Annotated in this window: 18 protein-coding genes, 2 tRNA genes and 1 pseudogene; 12 read left to right on the top strand and 9 right to left on the bottom strand. The window is 69.8% G+C overall.

Annotation, left to right across the window (positions count from 1 at the left end):
* Position 1: 1 nt before the first annotated feature.
* A complete protein-coding gene (locus JOD64_RS22660; protein ID WP_204944045.1) occupies positions 2-3,166 on the top strand; it encodes an FtsX-like permease family protein in 3,165 nt (1,054 codons plus the stop codon).
* Positions 3,163-5,952, top strand: a complete 2,790-nt coding sequence (locus JOD64_RS22655; protein ID WP_204944044.1) for an FtsX-like permease family protein — start codon at positions 3,163-3,165, stop codon at positions 5,950-5,952. The genes JOD64_RS22660 and JOD64_RS22655 overlap by 4 nt, the downstream gene beginning before the upstream one ends.
* Before the next feature lie 174 nt (positions 5,953-6,126).
* Here the strand turns inward: JOD64_RS22655 and JOD64_RS22650 are convergent, their stop codons facing one another.
* Positions 6,127-7,011 carry an oxidoreductase gene (locus JOD64_RS22650; protein ID WP_204944043.1) on the bottom strand — a complete coding sequence of 295 codons (885 nt, stop codon included), beginning with the start codon at positions 7,009-7,011 and terminating at the stop codon, positions 6,127-6,129.
* Positions 7,012-7,162: 151 nt separating this feature from the next.
* Here JOD64_RS22650 and JOD64_RS22645 point away from each other — a divergent pair, with 151 nt between their 5' ends.
* Complete coding sequence (locus JOD64_RS22645) at positions 7,163-7,708, top strand: TetR/AcrR family transcriptional regulator (protein WP_204944042.1); 546 nt, start codon at positions 7,163-7,165, stop codon at positions 7,706-7,708.
* 580 nt (positions 7,709-8,288) lie between these two features.
* A complete protein-coding gene (locus JOD64_RS22640) occupies positions 8,289-8,708 on the top strand; it encodes a hypothetical protein (RefSeq protein ID WP_204944041.1) in 420 nt (139 codons plus the stop codon).
* A 577-nt stretch (positions 8,709-9,285) separates the two neighbouring features.
* On the opposite strand, the gene mraY is transcribed toward JOD64_RS22640, so the two are convergent.
* Both mraY and JOD64_RS22630 read right to left on the bottom strand, forming a co-directional pair.
* Positions 9,286-10,389: a phospho-N-acetylmuramoyl-pentapeptide-transferase gene (gene mraY, locus JOD64_RS22635; RefSeq protein WP_204944040.1), complete on the bottom strand. Its 1,104-nt coding sequence runs from the start codon at positions 10,387-10,389 to the stop codon at positions 9,286-9,288.
* Positions 10,390-11,477: 1,088 nt separating this feature from the next.
* The gene (locus JOD64_RS22630; RefSeq protein WP_204944039.1) at positions 11,478-11,867 is read right to left on the bottom strand and encodes a CPCC family cysteine-rich protein; all 390 of its coding nucleotides are present in this window, start codon (positions 11,865-11,867) and stop codon (positions 11,478-11,480) included.
* 336 nt (positions 11,868-12,203) lie between these two features.
* Here JOD64_RS22630 and JOD64_RS22625 point away from each other — a divergent pair, with 336 nt between their 5' ends.
* On the top strand, positions 12,204-12,680 hold the full coding sequence (locus tag JOD64_RS22625; RefSeq protein WP_204944038.1) for a hypothetical protein: 477 nt from the start codon (positions 12,204-12,206) through the stop codon (positions 12,678-12,680).
* Positions 12,681-12,783: 103 nt separating this feature from the next.
* Positions 12,784-13,095 (top strand): annotated as a pseudogene (locus tag JOD64_RS22620) (tyrosine-type recombinase/integrase); the annotation flags it as partial.
* Between the two features lie 53 nt (positions 13,096-13,148).
* On the opposite strand, the gene JOD64_RS22615 reads toward JOD64_RS22620, so the two are convergent.
* Both JOD64_RS22615 and JOD64_RS22610 read right to left on the bottom strand, forming a co-directional pair.
* Positions 13,149-13,223: transfer RNA gene (locus tag JOD64_RS22615), tRNA-Val, on the bottom strand.
* Positions 13,224-13,249: 26 nt separating this feature from the next.
* Positions 13,250-13,322: transfer RNA gene (locus tag JOD64_RS22610), tRNA-Gly, on the bottom strand.
* A gap of 145 nt (positions 13,323-13,467) precedes the next feature.
* Between JOD64_RS22610 and JOD64_RS22605 the strand changes: the two genes are divergently transcribed.
* The 4 genes from JOD64_RS22605 to JOD64_RS22590 all read left to right on the top strand — a co-directional run bounded on the left by JOD64_RS22605 (position 13,468) and on the right by JOD64_RS22590 (position 15,416).
* On the top strand, positions 13,468-13,710 hold the full coding sequence (locus JOD64_RS22605) for a DUF6458 family protein (RefSeq protein ID WP_091400768.1): 243 nt from the start codon (positions 13,468-13,470) through the stop codon (positions 13,708-13,710).
* 102 nt (positions 13,711-13,812) lie between these two features.
* Complete coding sequence (locus tag JOD64_RS22600) at positions 13,813-14,004, top strand: ArsR family transcriptional regulator (RefSeq protein ID WP_372434249.1); 192 nt, start codon at positions 13,813-13,815, stop codon at positions 14,002-14,004.
* A 69-nt stretch (positions 14,005-14,073) separates the two neighbouring features.
* Positions 14,074-14,808, top strand: a complete 735-nt coding sequence (locus tag JOD64_RS22595; RefSeq protein WP_204944037.1) for a GNAT family N-acetyltransferase — start codon at positions 14,074-14,076, stop codon at positions 14,806-14,808.
* A gap of 104 nt (positions 14,809-14,912) precedes the next feature.
* Entirely contained in the window at positions 14,913-15,416 is a 504-nt protein-coding gene (locus tag JOD64_RS22590; RefSeq protein WP_204944036.1) for a winged helix-turn-helix domain-containing protein, read from the top strand.
* 28 nt (positions 15,417-15,444) lie between these two features.
* Here JOD64_RS22590 and JOD64_RS22585 read toward each other — a convergent pair whose 3' ends face one another.
* The 3 genes from JOD64_RS22585 to JOD64_RS22575 form a co-directional block, all read right to left on the bottom strand.
* Positions 15,445-15,912, bottom strand: a complete 468-nt coding sequence (locus tag JOD64_RS22585; protein WP_204944035.1) for a nuclear transport factor 2 family protein — start codon at positions 15,910-15,912, stop codon at positions 15,445-15,447.
* 365 nt (positions 15,913-16,277) lie between these two features.
* Complete coding sequence (locus JOD64_RS22580) at positions 16,278-16,472, bottom strand: SbtR family transcriptional regulator (protein WP_204944034.1); 195 nt, start codon at positions 16,470-16,472, stop codon at positions 16,278-16,280.
* A gap of 414 nt (positions 16,473-16,886) precedes the next feature.
* Complete coding sequence (locus JOD64_RS22575) at positions 16,887-17,363, bottom strand: GbsR/MarR family transcriptional regulator (RefSeq protein WP_239559614.1); 477 nt, start codon at positions 17,361-17,363, stop codon at positions 16,887-16,889.
* A gap of 64 nt (positions 17,364-17,427) precedes the next feature.
* On the opposite strand from JOD64_RS22575, the gene JOD64_RS22570 reads away from it, so the two are divergent.
* Entirely contained in the window at positions 17,428-18,342 is a 915-nt protein-coding gene (locus JOD64_RS22570; protein WP_204944033.1) for an ABC transporter ATP-binding protein, read from the top strand.
* The gene (locus JOD64_RS22565; protein ID WP_204944032.1) at positions 18,335-19,123 is read left to right on the top strand and encodes an ABC transporter permease subunit; all 789 of its coding nucleotides are present in this window, start codon (positions 18,335-18,337) and stop codon (positions 19,121-19,123) included. Before JOD64_RS22570 ends, JOD64_RS22565 begins: the two co-directional genes overlap by 8 nt.
* 456 nt (positions 19,124-19,579) lie before the next feature.
* Here the strand turns inward: JOD64_RS22565 and JOD64_RS22560 are convergent, their stop codons facing one another.
* Positions 19,580-21,535: a serine hydrolase domain-containing protein gene (locus JOD64_RS22560; RefSeq protein ID WP_204944031.1), complete on the bottom strand. Its 1,956-nt coding sequence runs from the start codon at positions 21,533-21,535 to the stop codon at positions 19,580-19,582.
* Between the last annotated feature and the right edge of the window lie 36 nt (positions 21,536-21,571).

Here is a 21,571-nt window from a genome sequence, read left to right as displayed (position 1 = left end):
GATGAGGCTGGCCAGCCGGCGCGCCCGCGCGCAGTGGCCGTTGCTGGCAACCCTCCTCGGGGTCGTCATGATCGGCGCCACCCTGCTGGGCACCTGCACCCTGCTGGTCACCCGCACCGCCGAGCGGGCGCTGGAGGTCGCCATGGCCCGCGCCGACCCCGCCGCCGTCGACGTGACCGTCTACACCGGCACCGTCGAGGGCGAGGACACGACCTCCGTCGCCGCCGACACCCGCACCGTGGTGGCCGCCGCGCTCGCACCGTTCCCGGTGACGACAACCGCGCGGGCGTCGACAGTGCTGCGGGCGCTGCCGCCCGCGCTCGCCAAGGGCACCAGCGTCCCGGCCCAGGCGTACCTGTCGGGGCTGGACGACCTGCCGGCCCGAGCCGAGCTGGTCACCGGGCGCTGGCCACAGCAGCCGGGCGACGCGGTGCTGCTGGAGTCCACCGCACAACTGCTCGGCCTCACCCCCGGTCACCGGGTGCGCCTCGGCGCCGAGCTGGCCCACGCACCCGTCCCGGCCATCGACGTGACCGTCGTCGGTGTGGTGCGCCCGCTCGCAGGGCGCGGCTGGGACCGCGACCCGCTGGCCGCGGCCGGCTCCGCCACCGGTTACCGGGACGGCCGCTTCATGCAGCCGGTCAACGCCTACGGCCCGTTCCTCCTCGACCTCGCCGACCTGGTCACCACCGGCGCCACCGTCGACCGGATGGAGATCACCGCCCATCCGGACCTGTCCCACAACAACCGTCGCGACCTGGCGACCGTGACCGAGGCCGTCCGCAGCGCCGACCGCCGGCTGGCCGGCACCCTCGGCGACCGCGTCCAGCTCGCACGTGTCGCCTCCGACCTACCGGCGACCCTGCGGGCCGCCGATGACCAACGGCACGTCACCGCCGCCGTCGTGCTCGCCATCGCCGTCCTCGGCGGTGTCCTGGCCGCGACGGCACTCATCCTCGCCGGACGGCTGACCGCGGGCATCCGCGCCGACGAGACCGCCCTGCGGTCCGCCCTGGGCACCAGCCGTCGCCAACTCGCCGCCACCGCGACAGCCGAGGCCGGGCTCGTCGCCGCCGTCGCCGCCGCGCTCGCGATACCGGCCTCGTCGGCCCTGCACGCCGGCCTCACCCACCTGCCGCCGCTGGACGGCGCCGGCCTGGCCGTCCGGCCGGCCATCGCCGGTGCCCAGGTCTTCGCGGTTGCCGGCGGTGCGCTGGTGCTCGCCTCCGTACTCACCGTCCTGGCGATCCGGCCCGTCCCGGCAGCCGGCGACCAACGCACCCGCCGCGAACTGCTGGCCCGATCCGGCGCCGACCTGCTGCTCGCGGTCTTCGCCGCCGCCGGATGGTGGCAGTTGCACGCGCAACCCACCGCCGCCAACCCACGCGCTGACGCGGTTCGGGTGCTCGCGCCGGCGCTGCTGCTCACCGCAGGCGCCGCCCTGGCTCTCCGGGTGGTTCTCCCCGCCCTTCGCGGCGCCGACCGGCTGGCGTACCGCGCCCGCGGGCTGGCGCTTCCGCTGGCCGTCTCGGAGACCGCCCGCCGGCCACAAGCGGTCGCCGCCGGGCTGCTCGTCGGACTGGCCTGCGCGGCCGGAACCTTCGGCCTCGCCTTCGACAACACGTGGCACCAGTCGCAGCGCGACCAGGCCGCGCTCTCCGTCGGCACCGACCTGGCACTCACCCTCAGCACGGCGCCGGTGGCCGGAGAGGGCGCCGTCGTCAGCGCGGCCACCGCAGGGGCCGTGAGTCCGGTCCTCGACCGTGGTACCGCCGTCGGTCAGTGGCTCGGCGGCGCCGGCGATGCGCCGCGCCTGGTCGCCGTCGACACCACCCGCGCCGACGCGCTGCTGCGCGGGCGGCTGGACAGCGACCGCGGGTGGGCGGACGTGGGTGCCACGCTGGCGCCACGCACCCCGGCCACCGGCCTCGCCATTCCGACCGGCGCCCCGCTCGTCCTGAGCGGGACCGCCGCTGGCCACACCCCGCTCGCCGTGACGCCCCGGCTGCTGCTGCAGGACACCAGCGGCCTACGCACGTCCTGCACCGGTCCCGCCGTACCGCTCGACGGCCAGGAGTTCCGGCTGCCCGCCTGCGCGACGGCTGACGGGCTGCGCCTCGTCGCGGTCGCCCTGCCGGTCACCGCCGACGCGGTCAGCGGACCCGTCGCCGTGGCCGTCACACTCACCGTGCCCGCCGCCGCGTCGGCGGAGAGGTCCACCGACGGATCAGATTGGACCGCCACGTCCGCGCCGCCGGTCCCGAGCACGTTGAGCGACCTGACCGTCGGGTTGTCCGCCACGCCGACGGGAACCGCGCTGCGGATGGCCGCGACCGTCGACCTCGGCGGCGCCGAGGACGCCGCCCGGACCCTCGTCGCCACCGCCTTCCCGGACCCCGGCCCGGTGCCCGTCGCCGTCTCCGCCCGCTTTGCCAGCGAGGTCGGTGCCAAGCGCGGCAGCCAGCTCAGCGTCACGGTCGGCATCACGCCCGTCCCGATCGTCGTCACCGAGGTCGTGCCGACCGTACCGTCCGCCCCCGGCGCCGTCGCCGTCCTGGCCGACCTGGACACGCTGTCCCGCGCACGCGCCGTCACCGGCGACCTGACGTTCCCGGTCGACGCCTGGTGGGTCGGCCACCCAGCCGGTCGGGATGCCGCCGAGCGGGCCGACGCCCTGCACCTGGGCACCATCGCGACCCGCGAGGCGGAGACCGCCCGCCTCATCGGCGGCCCGCTGCGCGCCGGGCTGCCGGCCGCACTCCGGCTCATCGTCCCGGCCGCGGCCCTGCTGCTGCTCGCCGGCGTCGTCCTGCACGTCACCTGTGATCTACAGGTCCGCGCCGTCGAGGTGGCGCGGCTGCGCGGCCTGGGGATGTCCCGGCGCGGCATCCGGGCCGTGCTGCTCGGCCAGCACGCCGGCATTCTGCTGCCCCTACTCGCGGCGGGCGCGGCCGTCGGCGCGCTCGCCACCCGCCTCGTCGCTCCCCTGCTCGTGCGCTCCGACACCGGCGCCGCGCCCGTCCCGGCCGCCCAGCCACACTGGCCGTGGCCAGCCGAGGCCGCACTCCTCGCCGTACTGCTGGCCGGATGCGTACTGGCGGTCGCCGTTGTGGTCACCGTCCAGGTCCGCCGGGCCGACGCCGCGCACCTACGGGTGGCGCCGTGAACCGGTGGCTGACCCGCCGGTGGCCGGCGCTGCACTGGCCCAGCATCCGCGGCCGTGGCCGTACCGACGCCGGACCTCTGCTGCTCACCGCCGCCGTCATCGCGGCCGTCGCGCTACTCGCCGGGGCCGTGCCGGCGCTGCTCCGCGCCGCCGCCGACAAAGCCGTCCAGGACACGGTCCGCCGCGCCGGCCCCGACTCGAACGTCCTCGTTCACGCCAACTGGGAACGCGACGACGGGCCAACCGGAGGGCGGGTCCGGATGCCCCACCTCGCCGAGGACCTCGACGACTTCCGAGCCCAGGCGACATACGCGCTCGGGCCCGACCTGGACGCCGCGCTGCTCCCGCCCGTCGCCATTGTCAACGGTCCGATCCTCAGCATCACCGACGGCCGCGTGCCGCGTACCTTCCAGTTCACCTACCTGGCCGGTGACCTCGGCGGCCCGGACGTGACCTGGATCGCCGGCAGCCCACCCGGCCCCGCCGTCTCCGACGAGTACGTCGAGATCCCCTACGACGGACCGCTCTGGCCGGTGCAGGTCGGCCTCTCCGAGCCGGAAGCCGCCGCACTCAACCTCGGCCCCGGCGACCGAATCCGGGTCAAGGACGGCCAGGGTCGCGACAAGGACGTCCGGATCAGCGGGATCTACCGACCCGCGGACAGCGCCGACCCAGCCTGGCGACTCGCCCCGGCGCTACTGCGCCCCGTACCCGGCGCCGACGGCGTGGGGACCACCCGGTTCGCCGGCCTGCTGTCGCGCGAGTCGTTACCGGACGCCCGGCTCGCCATCGACGAGGACCAACTGCGGCGCACCGTCCACTTCGCACCCGCTCCCGACGCGCTCACCTGGGACGCCACCGCGGCGCTCGCCAGCCAGGTGGTCAAGCTCAAGGCAACCTCCGGCTCATCAAGCGACCGCGGCCAATCCCTGAAGTGGGAATCGCAGCTGGACACCGCCCTGCGCGTCGCCCGTACGCAAAACAGCGCCGCCTCCGCACAGGCCGCCGTCCTGCTCGCCGGGGTGCTGACCGCCACGGTACTGGTCCTGCTGCTCGCCGCCGAGCTGCTGGTAAGCCGCCGTACCCCGGTGCTGAGCGCCGCCCGGCAGCGTGGGGCGGCGCTACCCGACCTCGGTACGGAACTGATCATCGAGTCCACCGTGGTGTCCCTGTCGGCCGCCGCCGTCGGGCTCGCGTTCGCCCGCGCGGTCGCTCCGGGCGTCTCCTGGACCTGGGCCGTTCCCGTGGTCGTGGCCGGTGCCGTCGCCGGGCCGGCGCTCGGCACCCTCGCCGCCGCCCGCGCCAGCCGCGACCGGCGTCAACCCGCCAACCCGGCCGCTCGGCGCTGGATCCGGGCCACCGGCCAGCTGCGCCGCGCCGCCGTGGAGGCCGCCGTCCTGGTCGCCGCGGTCGCCGCCTTCGTCACACTGCACCAGCGCGGGCTCCTGCCCGTCGCCGTCGACGGCGACGCCGGTGAGCTGACCGGCGACCTGATCCTGCCGATCAGCGCCCTCACTCTGGGCGCGCTGGTCGGCGCGCTCGTCCTGCTCCGGCTACTGCCCCTCGGGGCGCGGTTCGCGCTCGGACAGGCCCTGCGCTCGCGCCGCCCGCTGGCCGTGTTCAGTGCCGCCCAGGCGGCCACAACGGCCGGGCGCGCGCTGCCGCTGCTGGTTCTGGTCAGCACCACGGCGCTCGCGTCGTTCGCGCTCATCCTCGGCACCACCGTCACCCGGGGTCTGACCGACGGCGCGTGGAGCGCCGTCGGCGCCGACGCCCGCCTCGACGTCAGCGCCGACGCCGAGGCGGCCACGCCCGCACTCGCCGAGCGCATCGCCGCCGCACCCGGGGTAGGGCAGGTCGTCGTCGCGCGGGTGACCGACTCGGCACGCGTCTTCACCGAATCGACACTGCTCACCCCACGCCTGGTCATCGTGGACGCCGCCGCGTTCCAACGGCTGCTGGCCACCACTGCGCTGCCCGATGCGCCGGCGCTGGCCCGGCTCACGGCACCCGGGCCTGGCCCCGGGGACGTCCCAGCGCTGGTCCGATCGAGCGACGGCGCTCTGCGGACCGGCACGCGGCTGCAGCTACCCCGGGACGGCGCCCCCAACGGTACGGCGACCGACGACCAGGCCCCCGCGATCCGTCTCGCCGCGGTCGGTACCGCTCCCTCCGTCGGTGGCGCGACCGACGTCGTCATCGTGGACGCCTCGGCTCTGGCCGACGCCGGGCTGCCCGCCGTTCCGAACACCGTCTGGGTGACCGGCCCCGGCGCGGCGCGGGCCGTGTCGAACACCGGCGTCGCCGCCGACGTCGTGCTGCGCGCGGACGTCCTGCGGGCGCAGCGAGTGGCTCCGCTGACCGCAGGGCTAATACGTCTGGCGTGGACGGCCGCCGCGGTGCTGCTGGCGCTGGGGTTGCTCGGCCTCACGCTCGCCGCCGCCGCCGGTGCGTCGGCGCGGTGGCAGACCCTGACCCGGCTGCGGACCCTCGGCCTGCGGCCACGCGACGCCCGCTGGGTCGCCGCCGGAGAGGTGCTGCCGCCGGTCGTGGTCGCCGCGGTGTGCGGCCCGCTACTCGGGGCCCTGCTCGCACGCCTGACGCTCGGCCCGCTCGACCTGCGGCTGCTCACCGGCCAGACCGCCGACCCGACGGCGGTCCTGCCGTGGTGGCTGCTGGGCCTGGTGAGCGTGGCGCTGTTGGCGGCGGCCGCCACGGTCGTACCTGTCGAGTCGGCGCTGCGGCGACGCGACCGGCTGAGCGAGGTACTCCGCGCCGGCGAGTAACCGACTACTGGCAGGGCCGGTGCCCGGCGCTTAGGTGGCGCCCGGCCGAATCGCCTCGGACGCCGTCAAGCCGGGCATGAGCGACGAAGAGCCGCAGGTACCGGGCGACACTCATCGCGCCGCCGATCACGCAAGGTCCGACCACGACCGCCATCGGTTTCGGTTCGCCCCTCCTCAGATGTTCCGCGTCATCTCGACCGGTTGCGCCGCAGCACTCGCCGACGCGTCCGGATAGTCCGTGGAACGGCTGACCTCGGCCCACTGCTGGGCTTCCGCGAGCCGCTTCTCGTCCGACTCCAGCGCAAGCCCGAGGGCGTCGCCGCCGAGCAGCAGCCGACGCGGCGGCTCATTGGAGTTCACCACGTCGATGATCGCCCCGGCCATGCGGGCGGGGTCGCCCGGCTCGTTGCCGGCGTAGTCGGCGAACATGGCCCGCCACTGTCCGACGATCTGCTCATAGTCGGGCTGGATGGTGCCGGACGCCACCGCCGCGCCACCGGCCCAACCGGTACGGATGCCTCCCGGCTCCACGATGGTCACCTTGACGCCGAGCGGGCCCACCTCGTTCGCCAGCACCTCGGAGAAGCCCTCGACCCCGAACTTCGCGGTCTGGTACGCGCCGAGTCCGGGAGTGCCGCCGACGCGGCCGCCGATGGACGAGATCTGCACGAAGTGTCCAGAACGCTGACCTCGCAGGACCGGCAGCGCCGCCCGGGTCACGTTGATGACGCCGTACAGGTTCGTCTCAATCTGCGCCCGGAACTCATCCTCCGGGAAGTCCTCCAACGAATTGCTGGTGGCGTAACCGGCGTTGTTCACGACCACGTCGAGGGAGCCGAAACGCTCCACCGCCGCCGCGACCACGTTCCGGGCGTCGGTAGGTGACGTGACGTCCAGCGCCACGGTCTCCAGCCGCTCCGGGTGCTCCGCCTTCAGATCGGCCAGCGCGTCCGGCCGGCGTGAGGTCACCATGACCTGATCACCCGCAGCCAGCACCGCGGTCGCCAGCGCCTTCCCCAGACCCTGCGAACCACCGGTGATCAACCAAGTCCTTGACATGGCGTACCGCTCCCAACTCCTAGATCGTTTGCCCTCAGTGCGGAGCATTGCCGGCTAAACGCTACACCGATGTTGCAGAAGCGGTCTTCAGCGCCGACGCCTAGTTGCCGATGGTGGTGGTAACCGCCACAGTGATAGGGTTAACGGGACTATGAGAGCTGATGCCGCACGCAATCTGTCGACGGTCCTGCGCACGGGTGCCCGACTGCTGGCCGAGGATCCGAGCACGTCCGTGGCAGCCATCGCCAACGCGGCGGGGGTCGACCGCACCACGGTCCACCGGCGCTTCGCCAGCCGGGAAGCCCTGCTCACCGCCGTGTTCCAGGCGAAACTCGACTCCACCGAACAGGTCCTGAACGAGGCGCGCCTCACGGAGGCGCCGGTGCCGGTCGCACTGCACCGCTACGTGGAGGGCATCATCCCGGTCAGCCGTGAGTGGCCTGTCGACACAGCCCGCCTGATGCAGCAGGACCCGGACGCGCACCAGCGGCGTCAGGGTCAGAGCGAACGACTGACCGACTTCCTCCAACGCGCCGTCGATGAAGGCTTCCTGCGCTCGGACGTGCCCCTGGCCTGGGTGCGGGCGGCCCTCGACCAACTGGTCGCCAGTGCCGCCCATCAGTTCCCCGACCTGACAGCCCCGCACGCGGCCGACATCGTCGTGGACACGTTCGTCAACGGCCTCGGCAGAGGCTGACACAACGAGAACGGCTCGCTACCGGGTTCCGGTAACGAGCCGTTGACCTGCTGGTGGGCGCTACTGGGTTTGAACCAGTGACCTCTTCCGTGTCAGGGAACGATCATGACCGAGAGAGCTGGTGCTTTTTCCCGCTTGACCTGCGCAAACGGTCCGTCATCGTCCACGGTTGTCCGTCGTTGTTCGTGGCCGTAGTCACCCAGTTAGTCACCCAGCCCGAGTGTCAGACGTTGAAGCGGAACTATGAGCCGCTGTACCGCTACCAGCGGGATCAGCCTTCGACGCCTGCTCATGCGGGGTGCCGGGCTGCCATCGTTCGGCACTGCTTGACGACGTTTCACGGTGTCTTGTGCCCCCAGTGTGCCCCGCACTGACAGGAACGAGCGGGCCAACGTTCCGACCTACTCATTACGAGTCAGTCCCGGGGCGCTGGTCAGCCGTTTGGTCGTCCTGTTCGACGTGGGGTCCGCGTCCGCGCTCGTCCGCTGTTGCTCGCCGGTTTGGCTGCTCGCTTGGCTGCTCGGCACTGGCGGAGGTAGTCGGGCACACCGCGCGGCTGACCGGTTCTAGCATGCACTGCATGACGACCGCTGATGTCGATCCGACACCTGCACCGGCTTCTTCCGGCCGGACCTTGGCGCGTGCGCAATTCGCCCTGGCCGCTGTCTACGTCGGCGCCATCGGCGTTGCCCTCAGCCGAGCCGCGTCCTTCTCCGGGTACCTCTACCTGCCTCATCAGGGCGACGAGTACACCGGCAACGCCAACCTCTGGCCGGGCCTCTGGGGACCGGCGGCGCTTGCGATGATCGTCGTCATCGGCGTGGCGCCGTACGTCGCTGCTGCGGCAGCGCTCGTCGCCGTCACCCGGCTCCTGAAGGCCGGGATGCGGACCTTCGTGCACCGGCGAAGCCTGATCGTTAGCACGGTTCTCGCGGCCCTCGTTACCGCCTCCTCCTTGACTCCACCGGTCAAGACGTTGTTCAGCTGGCTTCTCGACTAGACACGTTGGCAACTGGCCGGCCTCATCTCGAACCTGGCTGGCCGCGTCGCCCGCTCCTCGCGCCACTGGCCGCCACGTTGAGCCAGCCGATATTGAGCCGCGACGTCTCGCTTACAAGCTCTGTGCAGGCCGTCCGGACGTGTCTGGCCACGTCCGCGACCTCGGGCGGCCATCCGTACACAGCCGCCGACGGGCGTTCTCGTCCGGCGTGGTTGCTGTCGCCATGGCTGTCAACAGCCTCCCGTCTAGCTTCTTCGCAGAACATTGCGTTGCAAAGGCGGCTCCATGGTTTGGGCGCTTGCCGATAGGTGCCGGCGGGTGGCGTTGGCGTCAAGAACCTTGCTGTCTTGTGCCGGCGATTGTCGGCCGTTGTTGCGCGTCTCGCTGACGTCTTGCTGACGGAGGGCGGGAACGCCGGAGGCAAGAGGTACCCAAACAACTTCGGTCACAGCCACCCCGAAATTCCGCGTACCTCACGGCCGCTGTCATGCTCGAATGATCAGCTGGCACCCGGGTGGGGAACCAGGCTGCCAGGTGGATCACCGTCGGTGGCGCGACAAGGCTTGTCGCGTGGCTCTTATCCAACGACCGCCAGAAAATCCGAGTAGAACATGCCCAGGCCGACCGCCACGCACACGCCGGCAACGATCCAAAACCGGACCACAATATTGACCTCGCTCCATCCGGCCAGCTCGAAGTGGTGGTGCAACGGCACCATTCGGAAGACGCGTCTACCGGTGGTCCGGAACGAGACGATCTGGATCACCCAGGTCGTCGTGATGATGACGAAGAGCCCGCCGATCATGATCGAAAGCAGCGTGGTGCGGGTTACCACCGCGAGCCCGCCGATCAGGCCGCCGAGTCCGAGCGCGCCCACGTCACCCATGAAGATCCGCGCCGGGGACGTGTTCCACCACAGGAAGCCCACGCAGGCGGCGGCCGCCGCCGCCGCGATTATGGCGATCTCCAGGGGATCCCGGACCTGGTAGCAGTAGTCGTTCACGCGGCCGTACGCGTCGTCGGCGCACCAGTGCCGGTACTGCCAGAAGCCGATCAGCGCGTATGCGCCGAGCACCAGGATTGACGCGCCGGTGGCCAGGCCGTCGAGGCCGTCGGTGAGGTTCACGCCGTTCGACATCGCCGTAATCACGAAGACGATGACCATGACCGCGCCGACCTTGCCGACGTCGAGCCAGCTGATGTCGCGGATGAGCGAGATGTGCTCGCTGGCCACGGTCTGGCCGTTGGTGCTCGGCACGTAGAGCGCGGCGATGCCGAAGCCTGCGCTGACAATCGCCTGGCCGAGCAGCTTGCCTTTGGCGGACAGTCCGTCGGAGTTGCGCTGGCGCACCTTGAGGAAGTCGTCGAAGAAGCCAACCGCGCCGCAGAAGACGAACAGGCCGAGCAGCACCAGGGCCGTCATTGTCGGGCCCTCCTGCGCGATCTGCCGCTCAGGCAGGGTGGTCAGGGCGATGTGCCCGGCGACGTAGGCGAAGACGGTCGCCACGATGAAGACGACGCCTCCCATCGTGGGCGTGCCCTTCTTGCCCTGGTTGCTGGCGAGCCCGATGGATCGGATCGGCTGGCCTGCCTTGAGCGCGGTGAAGACGCGAATCGCCACCGGCGTGCCGAACAGGGAGATGATGAACGCGACCGCAGCCGCGACGATGACCGCCCTCACGGGCGAACCTCCACGCGATCCGGACTTCTCACGGCGTCCCCACCGAGCTTCCAGATCAGCGCCTGACGTCTCGACCTGAGCTGGCGGTGCAGATAGTCCTTAGCGAAGTCATGGATCATGAGGCATGAGCTTGCCATCCGACGGCGAGCGGAGCAGCCCGGGACCTCACAGCGCCGTGGTCCGTGAACTCGCCGACGCGCATCCGACGACTATCTTGCAGGCCAAGCCCGCTTGACCCGCTGGAGGCGTCCGGAGGTGTTGCTTGGGGCCCTGAGCTGCGACTCAGAGCCCCCATATACGACCGTTGCCCAGTCCACGCGTTGAGCCAAGCAAGCGGTCTGAAGCTGACCGGAGCTGAGGCCGCGGCCATCATGGTCGCCGCTGCTGGTCTGCTTCAGTCGATGCGCAGAGAGAACACCAAGCGGTCCAGGCGTTAGAGCGGCAGCGCCAAACTGACGGCGTAATGCCATCCTGTCTGCCGTCGACCCGCCCTCCTGGGGAGCGGGCCGCCGCCCGGCCCGCCACGTCAAGCGGACCCTGACACAGGTTCGGACGCTGGCGGGTCGGGCGGTGGTCTGCTCGGCTCTGCCCGGGTCGATGGCAGGCGGGATGGCCTACCGCTACCACCCACGGACCGTGACCCGCCGACGCAGCCCCGGCCATCCTGGAGCCGGAGCGCCCCCGCCGGAGGCGCAGTACCCGCACCCCGGCGACCGCCGCCAGCTCGCCCACGCGGCCGGCGTGCGCTCCCCTACGCCGCGCGGGCTCTTGGCCGCGCGGCCCGGCCGGCTGCCGTCCCACCACCTCATCGGTCAACTGTCTGTCGTTCGGCGGCGGCCCTCCCGGCTTCCCGCTGTCCGCGCCAGCCGCCGGGCGTCCGGCGTGACGGCCGCAGAGCGACAGCGGCAGCGGCCGGCGCGCGCCCAGGCGGCGGCGCGTGCGGCCCGTCGCGGGCCGCCTTGAAGACGTACAGAAACTTTGGACCAACTCGCCGGCAGCCGGCTGTCCGGTCTCATGACCTGCGTGACAAATCGTTCTCAGGACCTGCGTTACGCGCCGCGAGCGGCCGGCTGAACGGTCCAAGCACGTCAACCCGTCTCGGGCGTCGATCGGCGGCGTCTGCGCTCCCAACGGGTTTGTCGTTCGGCAAAGGCACGTCGCGCATCGGCCAGACTAACCGGCCGCTCGGCATAGGCACGCCGTGCCTCCGTCAGACTGAGCGAACCGTTGGGACCGCCCCGCACCGTGTCAGCGTCTTCGTCATCCTGCCCGTCGTCTTCCCAGCCGCAGGCGAAGCAAATCTGAAACTGGCCTCGCCCCTCAAGCGTCGGATGCCGGCAGCACGGACACGCGTACGTTCCGCTACCCGATTCAGCCACTACAGATCGCAGGTTCAACGCCTCGACGTACTGCTCAAACCATCTGCTCACGAGTTCCTCTGCGGATGATCCCTCCTGCTTGCCGGCATGCTCGTCCATCCCCTGTACCTCTCGTGTCGATCTACTTGAAGTATCGAGCTCAGCGCCGAAAGGCCCTACCTCAGCGATGGGCTGCCACCGCTGCCGCGGGCGAGTACCGTCCACAACTCTGCCGACACGAACCGCCTGAGGCGGACAAGATCGTCTAGCCGGACGTGTCACCTACGTGCCGAGACTGATCTGTCACGGAGGTCCTGAGACCCGACATCTGTCCGGTCTCGGGACCTGCGCGATAGATCGGTATCAGGACCTGTGTGACACTCCCGGTGGCTGGCTGTGCCCGGCAGGCTGGTGGCCGCTGTGGCTGAGTCCGGTTGCTGCTGGGGAAGGAACCTGTTGAGCAAGACCGTTGCGGTGATCCTGGACGACAGTCACTGGCTCTGGGCGTATGACGTCAGCCTCGCAATCCTGGCGGTCGAGGTGCTGCACGTCGCCGAGGCCGCCGATCTGGAAAGCGAACCGTGGTGGGACGACCTCCGCCGCGACCTCAGCATGGCGGTCATCGCACAGGGAAGCCTAGGGCTCGAAGTCCCGGCTGGCTTGACCGACCGGCAGCGCGAACACCTTTTGGAGCTGCTGGCGGTGGCAGCTCAACGACTGAGAGCACGTCGCCACATCACGGCCGAAGAGGCAGCCGAGCACTACGTCGTCGACCAGCAACCGGTGTTCCTGCGCGGCGCATCGTCCGTCGACACAGCCCCCGTCGCTGACCTTGCTGTAGCCGTCATCAATCTCATCCGGGGCGACTTACCACCGCCGCCGCCCGGCAGCACCGCGTGGTTCTACGGAGACGGTCCCCCTCGCGGGCTGTGACCCAAGGCGGGGAGCTTCTCTAGCCGGACCTGTCACCCAGGTCCCGAGACTGATCTGTCACGCAGGTCCTGAGACCCGACATCGCCGGCAGTCGGCTTGGCACGATCTCGACCTGGTCTTCGCGTCATCGGTCGGCACCGAACTCGACGCGGCGAACGTCCGACGCGCCTTTCGGCGGATCACGAAGAGCGCCGGTCTCAACCCGGCCGACTGGACGCCCCGGGAGCTACGGCACAGCTTTGTGTCACTCCTGTCCGATGGCGGGGTCTCGCTCAGCGACATCGCTGACCTGTGCGGCCACTCCGGCACCTCGGTCACCGAGAAGGTCTACCGCCACCAGCTCCGACCCATCCTGCTGACGGGCGCAGCCGCGATGGATCGGATCTTTGGTGAGGACGCCCGTGCTGGGACTTAGTCACCCAGCACGAGCAAGAGGCCACATCCATCGATCGGATGTGGCCTCTGAGCTGGTGGGCGATACTGGGTTTGAACCAGTGACCTCTTCCGTGTCAGGGAAGCGCGCTCCCACTGCGCCAATCGCCCATGGTGACCGCCCGAGGCGGATCGAGAGCGGACGACGGGATTCGAACCCGCGACCCTCACCTTGGCAAGGTGATGCGCTACCAGCTGCGCTACGTCCGCACGTCCCCGACGAACGCCGGCGACAGGTGAACTCTACCCGATGCCAAGATCGCTTGGCGCGGCACCCTGGGGGCGGCGGTTGCACCGGTCGGCACCGGGGTACTGAAGGGCTCGACAGCGCACCACATCCCCTAAGGAGGCTGTCGTGGGTATCGGCACCAGCATCTTCCTGATCGCGCTCGGCGCGATCCTCACCTTCGCCCTGGACGCGAGCGTTGGCGGCATCAACCTCGACGTGGTCGGCTGGATCCTGATGGGAGCCGGCGTACTCGGCCTGATCATGACCACGCTGATCTGGGGTCGCCGCCGCCAGGTGGTCACCACCACTGAGCAGCCGGTGGAATACCGCCAGGTCGAGGAGCGGCGGGACATCGCCCCGCCGCTGTGACACCACCACTGTCCATCGGTGGCGTAACCGGCGCATCACTCGATTCCGAGCCGGCCGCCTTGTTGAAGGCGGCCGGCTCGTCACACCCGCGGGCGGGCACGGCTGCTCAACGAGCTGACCGCACCGGTCAGCACCACCGAACTGGCCCGCCGTACCGAGATGTCGCCCGCCGGGGTCTCCCAACATCTCACCTCGTTGCGCGCGGCCGGTCTGGTGGTGACCCACCGGCGGGGCCGGACGCTGCTCAGTGCCCGCACCGACCTCGCCGAGGCACTGCTCTCCGCGACCGGGTAGGCCGTCGGGCATCGATCGCCTTTTCGCTGGTCAATGGGCCTCCAGGCCCCCGAGTTACGATCAGGGATCATGGAGTCTTCCGACACGGTGCTGGCGGCGCACCGGGCGTATCTGCTCGGTTGGAACATTGGCGTGGCCGGGGAGCCGGACCTCCCGACCTATCGCAGCGACGTGCCGCACGCGACCCTCAACGGCGTGCTTCGCGTGGCGGGGCGCACACCGCAGGACGCGCTCGCCGAGGCCCGGCAGCGACTCCACGGCGTACCCCGGGTCTGGTGGGTCGGCCCGGACAGCGACCCGGGCACAGCGGACGGCCTGGCCGACCTCGGCGCCGCCGAGGTCGCCCGCCTGCCGATCATGACCGTGACGATCGGCGAGGCGGCCGACGTCCCGGCGCCGGCCGGCCTGGACATCACCGAGACCACCGATCTCGATGCCTTCGTCCCGGCCTACGCCCGAGTGTCCGGAATACCGGCCGACGGCGTGGCGGCGACCATCGAACGGGAGAAGGCGTTCACCGGCGACGGCACCGTGATCCGGCTGGCCGGTCGCCTCGACGACGGCAGGATCGTCGGAACGACAGTCGCCTGGCTCAGCCAGGGCCTGGTCACGCTCTATTTCGTGGGCACGCAACCCGAGCAGCGCCGCCGGGGCATCGGCGCGGCCATGACCAGCGCCGCGCTCAGACTCGCCGCCGAGCGAGGTGCTCAAACGGCCGCCCTCACCTCGTCGCCCATCGGTGAGTCGGTCTACCGCAACCTCGGCTTCCGGCCGGTGGGCGAGTTCCGACTGCTGACCTTCTGAGCCCCCCGGCACGGCAACGACCGTCTGAGGAAACCTTGACTAAGGGGTTCAGACAGCGTTGTCTTTCACGTGGCGCCTGGGGAGGGAGAGCAGTGGTCGAAGACATGTCCCTCGTGTTCTGCGTAACCGCTGACGTGTCGGTGCGCGAGCGGATGGTCCGGCGCCTGGACGGGCTCGGCACACTGGTGATCTGCACCGACCTGGCGGAGTTGCAGGCGATGATCGGTCCGCCCCCGATCGGCGGGCCGGCCCCGCTGCTCAGCCCCGCGGTCGCTCCCGTCGCCGCTCCCGTCGCCGCTCCCGTCCCCGGTCGGATCAGCCTGCGTGACCTGCACATCGATCCGCTTCGTCACCTGGTGACGTGGCGCGGACAACCGCTGACTCTGACCCGACTCGAGCGCAGCCTGCTCACCCAACTCGCCAGCGCACCGGTCGGAGTCTGGACGTACGAGAGGCTCTTCGAGTCGGTCTGGGGCTGCGCGTACCTCGGTGACACGTCGGTCCTGCACTCCGCGGTGAAGCGGTTACGCCGCAAACTGCGCGCCGCCGATGACACCCTGCGCGTGCAGACCGTACGGGGGGTTGGTTACCGGCTCAGCCTGACGTGAAGCCTCGCCCCGGGCTTACGCGGAGGGTTCAGGCCGCCAGAGGGCGCTGCTCGGTGACACCGATCAGGAGCAATCGTTCGGCGAACAGCCACCTTCCGTCGACACGCGTGAACGTGTCGCGGTAGCGAATGGTCATTGCCGTCAGGGTTCGTTCCCCGGCCGCGTTGGTCACCATGTGGGCAATGCAGTAGCTCTCGCCCGTCGCCTGGTCACCGCTCAGCGTCAACACCGTGCTCTGGCCGTTGAAGTGAAAAGTCTGCTCGAAGTCCTGCAACGTCGCCGTTATACCGGATTCGATTTCGTCCCGACCGGTCAGCACCTGGACGGGCTCAGTTGTGCTGGGGTCCGCGGTGTAGACCGCGACCCGGCCGTTCTCCGCGTACAGCGCCGCCTGCGCCTCGAAATCCCTCACGTCTGCGTTACGGGCATAGGCATCGACCAGATCGCGCAGGGCGTAGCGGTCGGCAAACTGCTGAAGAGAAACTTCCGAAGGCATGATTATTCCTTTGCGAATACCCATGGGTTCACGTTCGGCCGGCGAGCCGAACCGTCCAGTGGTTGACGAGACAAATCATCCTCAGGGCGGGTCCGCCGCGTCCAACATCCTTTTCCTGTGCCGACCACAGCATGATCCTGTAACCGCTGCCGACTACCACGAAGTCGGCACCTCACACGGGGCGGCGTGAGGGTGAGGTTAGCGTGTAGACCGCCCTCAGGGCTGCGGGTTGGCCGACCTCGCCACGTACGACTCGTTCTGTGGTTGCTACCTGATCGGCGCGATCCAGTGCCGCGCGGGCCTGAGGAACGCGGGCGCCGCCCAGACGACGAAGGGTGGACAGACGAGCTTCCATGCCTTCGGGCCTACCATGCCGGAAAGTTCGCCCTCGAAGATTCGGGTAGCCGTACCGGAGCGGCGACGGCTCCCGCGGCTCGGGCCTGTTCCAGCAGCCGGGCCACCGCCTCCCTCAGGTGACCGACCGCGTCGGGCAGCCGGGTGTCCATTTTGGACCCGGCAAGCAGGTCGACGACGGTCTTCTTCGCCGCGGCCTGCGCCACCAGATGCGGTGAAGAAGGCGAACAGGTCTCGCCGTCCGGCCTCCTCGACGGACTGTGCCAGCAGTCGCTTCATGATCGCGGCGAGTCGTGAACAAGTACCGCCGTCCGTGGGCGCCTCGACCGAAGCCTGGCCGGGCCACGGTCGCAGGTCAATGAAACAAGTAGCCGTTGAACGCGGCCGCCGAGCACATGGGTGTCTCATCCTGCGCCGGTGGGGGCCGACATCGGACGGCGAGGGGCACGGGTTCGCCGACGAACGGCTCGCGTATCACGAAGCGCGTGAGTGGGGGCGTCAGACGCGATGGCTCATCCGCTCCGATTCCTCGGAGCGCGGGCGATCCGCCTCGGCCCCGACTGCCCCGTTGTCTGCCCGTCGTCATCCATCCGGATTACCTGAGGCTCGCCGAAGCGTGGTCAGCGACGGGACTTCTGACTCCTCCACGCCTCGATCAGGGCGGGGAGTTCGCGCCAGAGGTAGTCGTAGAAGTCGCGCATTTCGGCTAGGCGGCGGCCGGCGATGCTGTCTTCGCCGGTGGTCGCGATGCCCTGCTCGGCGGCCTCGCGCATCGTCTTGACGGTCATGTTCTGGCCGGACATGAGGGTTGCCCAGGCGCCCTCGGGTAGGCGGAAGTGTTCCCGGCGGCTGCCTGGGGCGGGTACGCGTTCGATCAGACCGACGGTGGTAAGCGTCTTCACCGCGGTGGAGACGCTGCCGGAGCTGATCGAGAGGGCTTCGGCGATCTGTCCTGCCGTCATCGTCTCCTGTTCGGTGAACAGCAACGCGGCGAGCACCCGGGCGGTCATCCGTTGCAGGCCGCCCTGGGTGAGGGTCAGGGCAAGCTGCTCCGCGGGGTCACTCAGGGCTGCCATCGAGGTCCTCTCGTCGCTCATCTTGACGAAATACTAACAGCTCCCACTGTTCGCAGATCTCTGAAACCTTGCTACTGTCGAAGGCATGGGAGATGTGATTCGGCTGGAGAAGCTGAGCAAGACGTACGGGAGCCGCCGGGGGTTGGCCGAACTGGACCTGACCGTGGCCGAGGGCGAGGTGTTCGGCTATCTGGGCCCGAATGGCGCCGGGAAGTCGACCACGATCCGGCTGCTGCTGGACCTGATCCGCCCCACCGGCGGCCGGGCGTGGCTGTTCGACCGCGACCCACGCGAGCACGCCGTCGAGGTGCACCGACGCGTCGGCTACCTCGCCGGTGATTTCGTGGTCGACCCCCGCCAAATGGTCGGCGAGTGCCTGGCGTTCCTGGCCGGCCTACGCGGCAGTGTGCCGAAGTCCCGCATCGAGGAGCTGGCCGTCCGCCTGGACCTTGATCTGTCGGTTCGGATCAAGGCCCTGTCCAAGGGAAACCGGCAGAAGGTCGGCCTGGTACAGGCGTTCATGCACCAGCCGGATCTGCTGATCCTCGACGAGCCGACGTCTGGTCTTGATCCGCTGGTCCAGCAGACGTTCCTCGACCTGGTACGCGAGGCGAAGGCCGCCGGGCAGACGGTGTTCATGTCCTCGCACATCATGACCGAGGTCGAGGCGGTCGCCGACCGGGTCGGGATCATCCGCGAGGGCCAACTCGTCGCCCTCGACACCGTCGCCCGGCTCCGCAGCCAGGCCGTCCACCGCTTCGAGATCACGTTCCTTGGTCCGGTCGACCAGGCGGCCATCGCCGCGCTCCCGGAAGTCTCCGACCTGAGCTTCGACGGCGCGACCGCCCGGTTCCAACTCGCCGCGAGCCCCGACGCGTTGATCCAGGTTCTCGCCCAACACAGGGTCGCCGCCCTGCGGGCCAGCGAACCCAACCTCGAAGAGCTGTTCTTCAGCTACTACCAGGCCAGCCCGCAGGCCAAGGAGGCCACCCGTGCCTAGTGTCATGACGAAGTCGCTGTGGGACTCCCGGCGCAGCCTGGCCGGGTTCGCGCTCGGGACCGCCCTGGTCGGCGCCATGTACGCGGGCTTCTACCCGCAGGTCGCCGACGGGGCGATGGGTGAGGCCCTCGAAGGTTTCTCCCCCGCGATGCGGGAGGCGCTGAACATGGAGGATCTGTCCTCTGCCGCCGGGTACCTCGGCTCCAGCGTGTTCGGCATCATCGTGCCGCTGATCGCCGTCATCTACGGCATCGCCACCGGCACCCGCGCCATCGCCGGCGACGAGGAAGCCGGCTACCTCGACCTTCTCCTGGCTCACCCGGTCGCCCGTACCCGGCTGCTGCTGCACCGTTTCCTCGCACTCACCATCGGCGCCTTCGCCCTGGCCGGGCTCGTCTGGCTGGCCATGCTCGCCATCCGCTCCGGCGCCCAGCTCGACACGGTCAGCGTCACCCAGTTCACCGCCCAGTGCCTGGCCCTGGCCCTACTCGCGACGTTCTTCGGCACCGCCGCCATCACCATCGGCGCGGTCACCGGCAGCAAAGCCGCCGCGCTCGCGGGCACCGCCGTCCTGGGGGTTCTTACCTACGCGGCGAACACCTTCGCGACCCAGATCGGCGCCGATGCCGCCCGGTACGTGTCCCCGTTCCACTACTACATCGGCCACGAACCCCTGAGGAACAGCTTCCAGTGGGCGGACCTGGCCATCCTCACCGCAGCCATCGCCCTGTTGGTGTCCATCGCGACCACCTCGTTCAACCGCCGCGACCTCAGCAGTTGACCGCCCTCGCCGGCCCCTCCACCGCCCTCGGTGGACGGGGCCGGCAGGGCAAGCCAGTGTCCCCTCTGCTCGGCCACCGCCAGGTCTGGGAAACGGAGACCGGGTCCGCCATCACCGCGAACGCGAACGCGAACAGCAGAATCGGCCGATTGTTCAGCCAACCGCCCCTACCGCTCGCCCGTGGTCGAGCCGGCGTTGAGGAGTGGACAAGACGGGACCTCCCCGACCCTGGCCCGACCATCAGCGCGCTATCGCAGCACGATCACCTCACGTTCACCTCCCAACGCTGCACACCCGCTCCGGATCGGCGAGGCGTAACTACGCCGTTGTCGGTCAGCATCCGCTCAACGACTACCTCGCGGACGGCGAACAGGTGGAGGCGTGGCAGCAGACCTCGATCGCGGCCGGCCCTTCCACATCAAACGGTGGGAGGGCCGGCCAGTCGCACCGGGCAGCTCAGCCCAGCGATAGGTGGTAGATCGACACGACACCGAGAAAGGCGATTGCGGCAAGGGAGACGGCTGTGTGGTGCAGGCGTCCGGGCAGGCTCCACCAACCTCGGCGCCACGCCGCCACCGTCCCCACGCTGGCGCCCACCGTGGTGACCAACGCCGTGGTCGACAACGCCAGGATTGTGATCACCAGCGGCGACTTGCCGAGCAGGATGCTCTCCTGCAGCCGGTTGCCGTCGGAGAACAGGACGGCGAGGCCGGTGGTGAACGCCGCGACGAGGGCGGCGGTGACCCATGCCGCGAGCCGGGCCGCGCTGCCCCACCGGGTGCTGGCCGGCGAGCGGCGGCGCAGCCGGCGGACCAGCCCGGCGATCGGGTAGTAGAGCAGGGTGACGAGCAGGATCGCCAGCGCGCCGGCCAGGAGGAGTTGGTGCAGGCTGGGAGCCTGCCACCAGGCCAGTCGTTGGTAGGCGACGGTCGGATTGGTGGTATCGAACAGGGCGGTGACCTGTCCATCGCCGTTGACGCGGAAGCCCATCTGATCCGGGCCGCCGCGCTCTTGGAACAACTGCGGCCCGATCGGCGTCCAGTGCTGGGTGGCCTTGTCCGGGTCGGGCGAGAGTGGCCCGTGCGTGGTGAGTGTGTTGTCGGGGCCGGTCTCGACCGAGACCGAGGACATCAGCGCGGCCGCTTTGGTGAGATCCTCCGCGGTGCGGGTGATCCGGTAGTTACCCACGTACTGGTCGAGGTTGCCGGCCGCTCCCGGGGTCTCGCTGGCGACACCAGCAGTCCCACTGGCGGCGGGTTCGCCGGGGGAAATTATATCCACGAACGCGTTGACAAGCTGCTTGTTGGCCCAGAAGGCGCTGCCGTCTACGCCGTCACCGTTGTAGACGACGAAGATGCCGATGCCCTTCTCGGGCAGCAGGGCGGCGTTGCTGTGGAAGCCCGGGACGTCGCCGTCCTTCTCGAGGATGTGCTGCCCGTTGCGGGGGTGTTCTTCCCAGCCGAAGGCCATGCCGGGCAACTGCGGGTCGTGGCTGAACTGTTGCGACTGCATCTGTTGGAGAGCGGCCGAATCGAGCAGGAGTGGCTTCGCCGAGGAGGTACTCGTGCGTAGTTGGTCGCTGAGGAAGCGGCCCATGTCGGTGGCGGTGGACACCACACCGGCGCCGGTTGGCGCCATCGGCCCGTACTGGCCCTGCACCTGCACCTGCCCGTCTCCCTCGGGCCGGTAACCGTGCGCGAGTGTGGCGTTGATGGCGGCGGAGGGCAATTGGTTGGCGGTGGAGCCGGACATACCCAGCGGCTGTAGGACGTGCGTGGTCACGTACTGGTCGAACGGTTCTCCAGAGACGATCTGTACCAGGTAGCCGGCGAGGCTGAAGCCGAAGTTGTCGTACGAAGCGAGGGTGCCCGGCGGGCGGACCCGGTCGGGCTGATGCTCGGCCAGGTATTCGGCCAGCGGCTGCGCGTCGGCCGGGTCGCGGACCGCCGCCCCCACGATCTCGTCGACGAACCCGGAGGTGTGGGTGAGCAGGTGCGCAAGGGTGACCGGCCGGCCGGGGTACGTATCGTCGATTTTGAAGGCCGTGAGGTAGTGGTTGACGTCTGTATTCAGGTCCAGCTTGCCCTGCTTCACCAGTTGCATGACGGCCGTCGTCGTCCACAGTTTCGCGGTCGAGGCAATGAAGAAGCCAGTCGATTCCGGCGACACCGGCTCGCGAGCGTCGACGTCAGCCAGACCGTATCCTCGGGCGAATAGTTGGTGCTGGCCGTCGACGACGACCACAGCAGCCCCGGGAATTTTGTACTTGGCTAGTTGCGCCGGAACCAACTCGTCCAAGAACGCCTCGTAGTCCTTGGCGGGGGGTGCCGCCTGGGCCGCGCCCGGCACTGCCGAGGCCGCGACCACGGTCACGGTCAGCGCTAGCAGCATGCGCGTCAAGCGAGTGAACACTTCGTACTCCTTGCTCAGGTGCTGTTGTCTTCGAGC

Source organism: Micromonospora luteifusca, assembly GCF_016907275.1.
GTDB classification, from domain to species: Bacteria; Actinomycetota; Actinomycetes; order Mycobacteriales; family Micromonosporaceae; genus Micromonospora; species Micromonospora luteifusca.
This window is presented reverse-complemented; position numbering and strand designations above follow the sequence as displayed.

Excerpts from the sequence above, each read along its gene's own strand:
- JOD64_RS22590 (WP_204944036.1), top strand. The coding sequence starts at position 14,913 with ATGTCCCTCGTGTTCTGCGTAACCGCTGACGTGTCGGTGCGCGAGCGG.
- JOD64_RS22650 (WP_204944043.1), bottom strand. The coding sequence starts at position 7,011 with ATGTCAAGGACTTGGTTGATCACCGGTGGTTCGCAGGGTCTGGGGAAG.
- JOD64_RS22630 (WP_204944039.1), bottom strand. The coding sequence starts at position 11,867 with ATGGACGAGCATGCCGGCAAGCAGGAGGGATCATCCGCAGAGGAACTC.
- JOD64_RS22660 (WP_204944045.1), top strand. The coding sequence starts at position 2 with ATGAGGCTGGCCAGCCGGCGCGCCCGCGCGCAGTGGCCGTTGCTGGCA.
- JOD64_RS22585 (WP_204944035.1), bottom strand. The coding sequence starts at position 15,912 with ATGCCTTCGGAAGTTTCTCTTCAGCAGTTTGCCGACCGCTACGCCCTG.
- JOD64_RS22640 (WP_204944041.1), top strand. The coding sequence starts at position 8,289 with ATGACGACCGCTGATGTCGATCCGACACCTGCACCGGCTTCTTCCGGC.
- JOD64_RS22645 (WP_204944042.1), top strand. The coding sequence starts at position 7,163 with ATGAGAGCTGATGCCGCACGCAATCTGTCGACGGTCCTGCGCACGGGT.
- JOD64_RS22570 (WP_204944033.1), top strand. The coding sequence starts at position 17,428 with ATGGGAGATGTGATTCGGCTGGAGAAGCTGAGCAAGACGTACGGGAGC.
- JOD64_RS22595 (WP_204944037.1), top strand. The coding sequence starts at position 14,074 with ATGGAGTCTTCCGACACGGTGCTGGCGGCGCACCGGGCGTATCTGCTC.
- JOD64_RS22575 (WP_239559614.1), bottom strand. The coding sequence starts at position 17,363 with ATGAGCGACGAGAGGACCTCGATGGCAGCCCTGAGTGACCCCGCGGAG.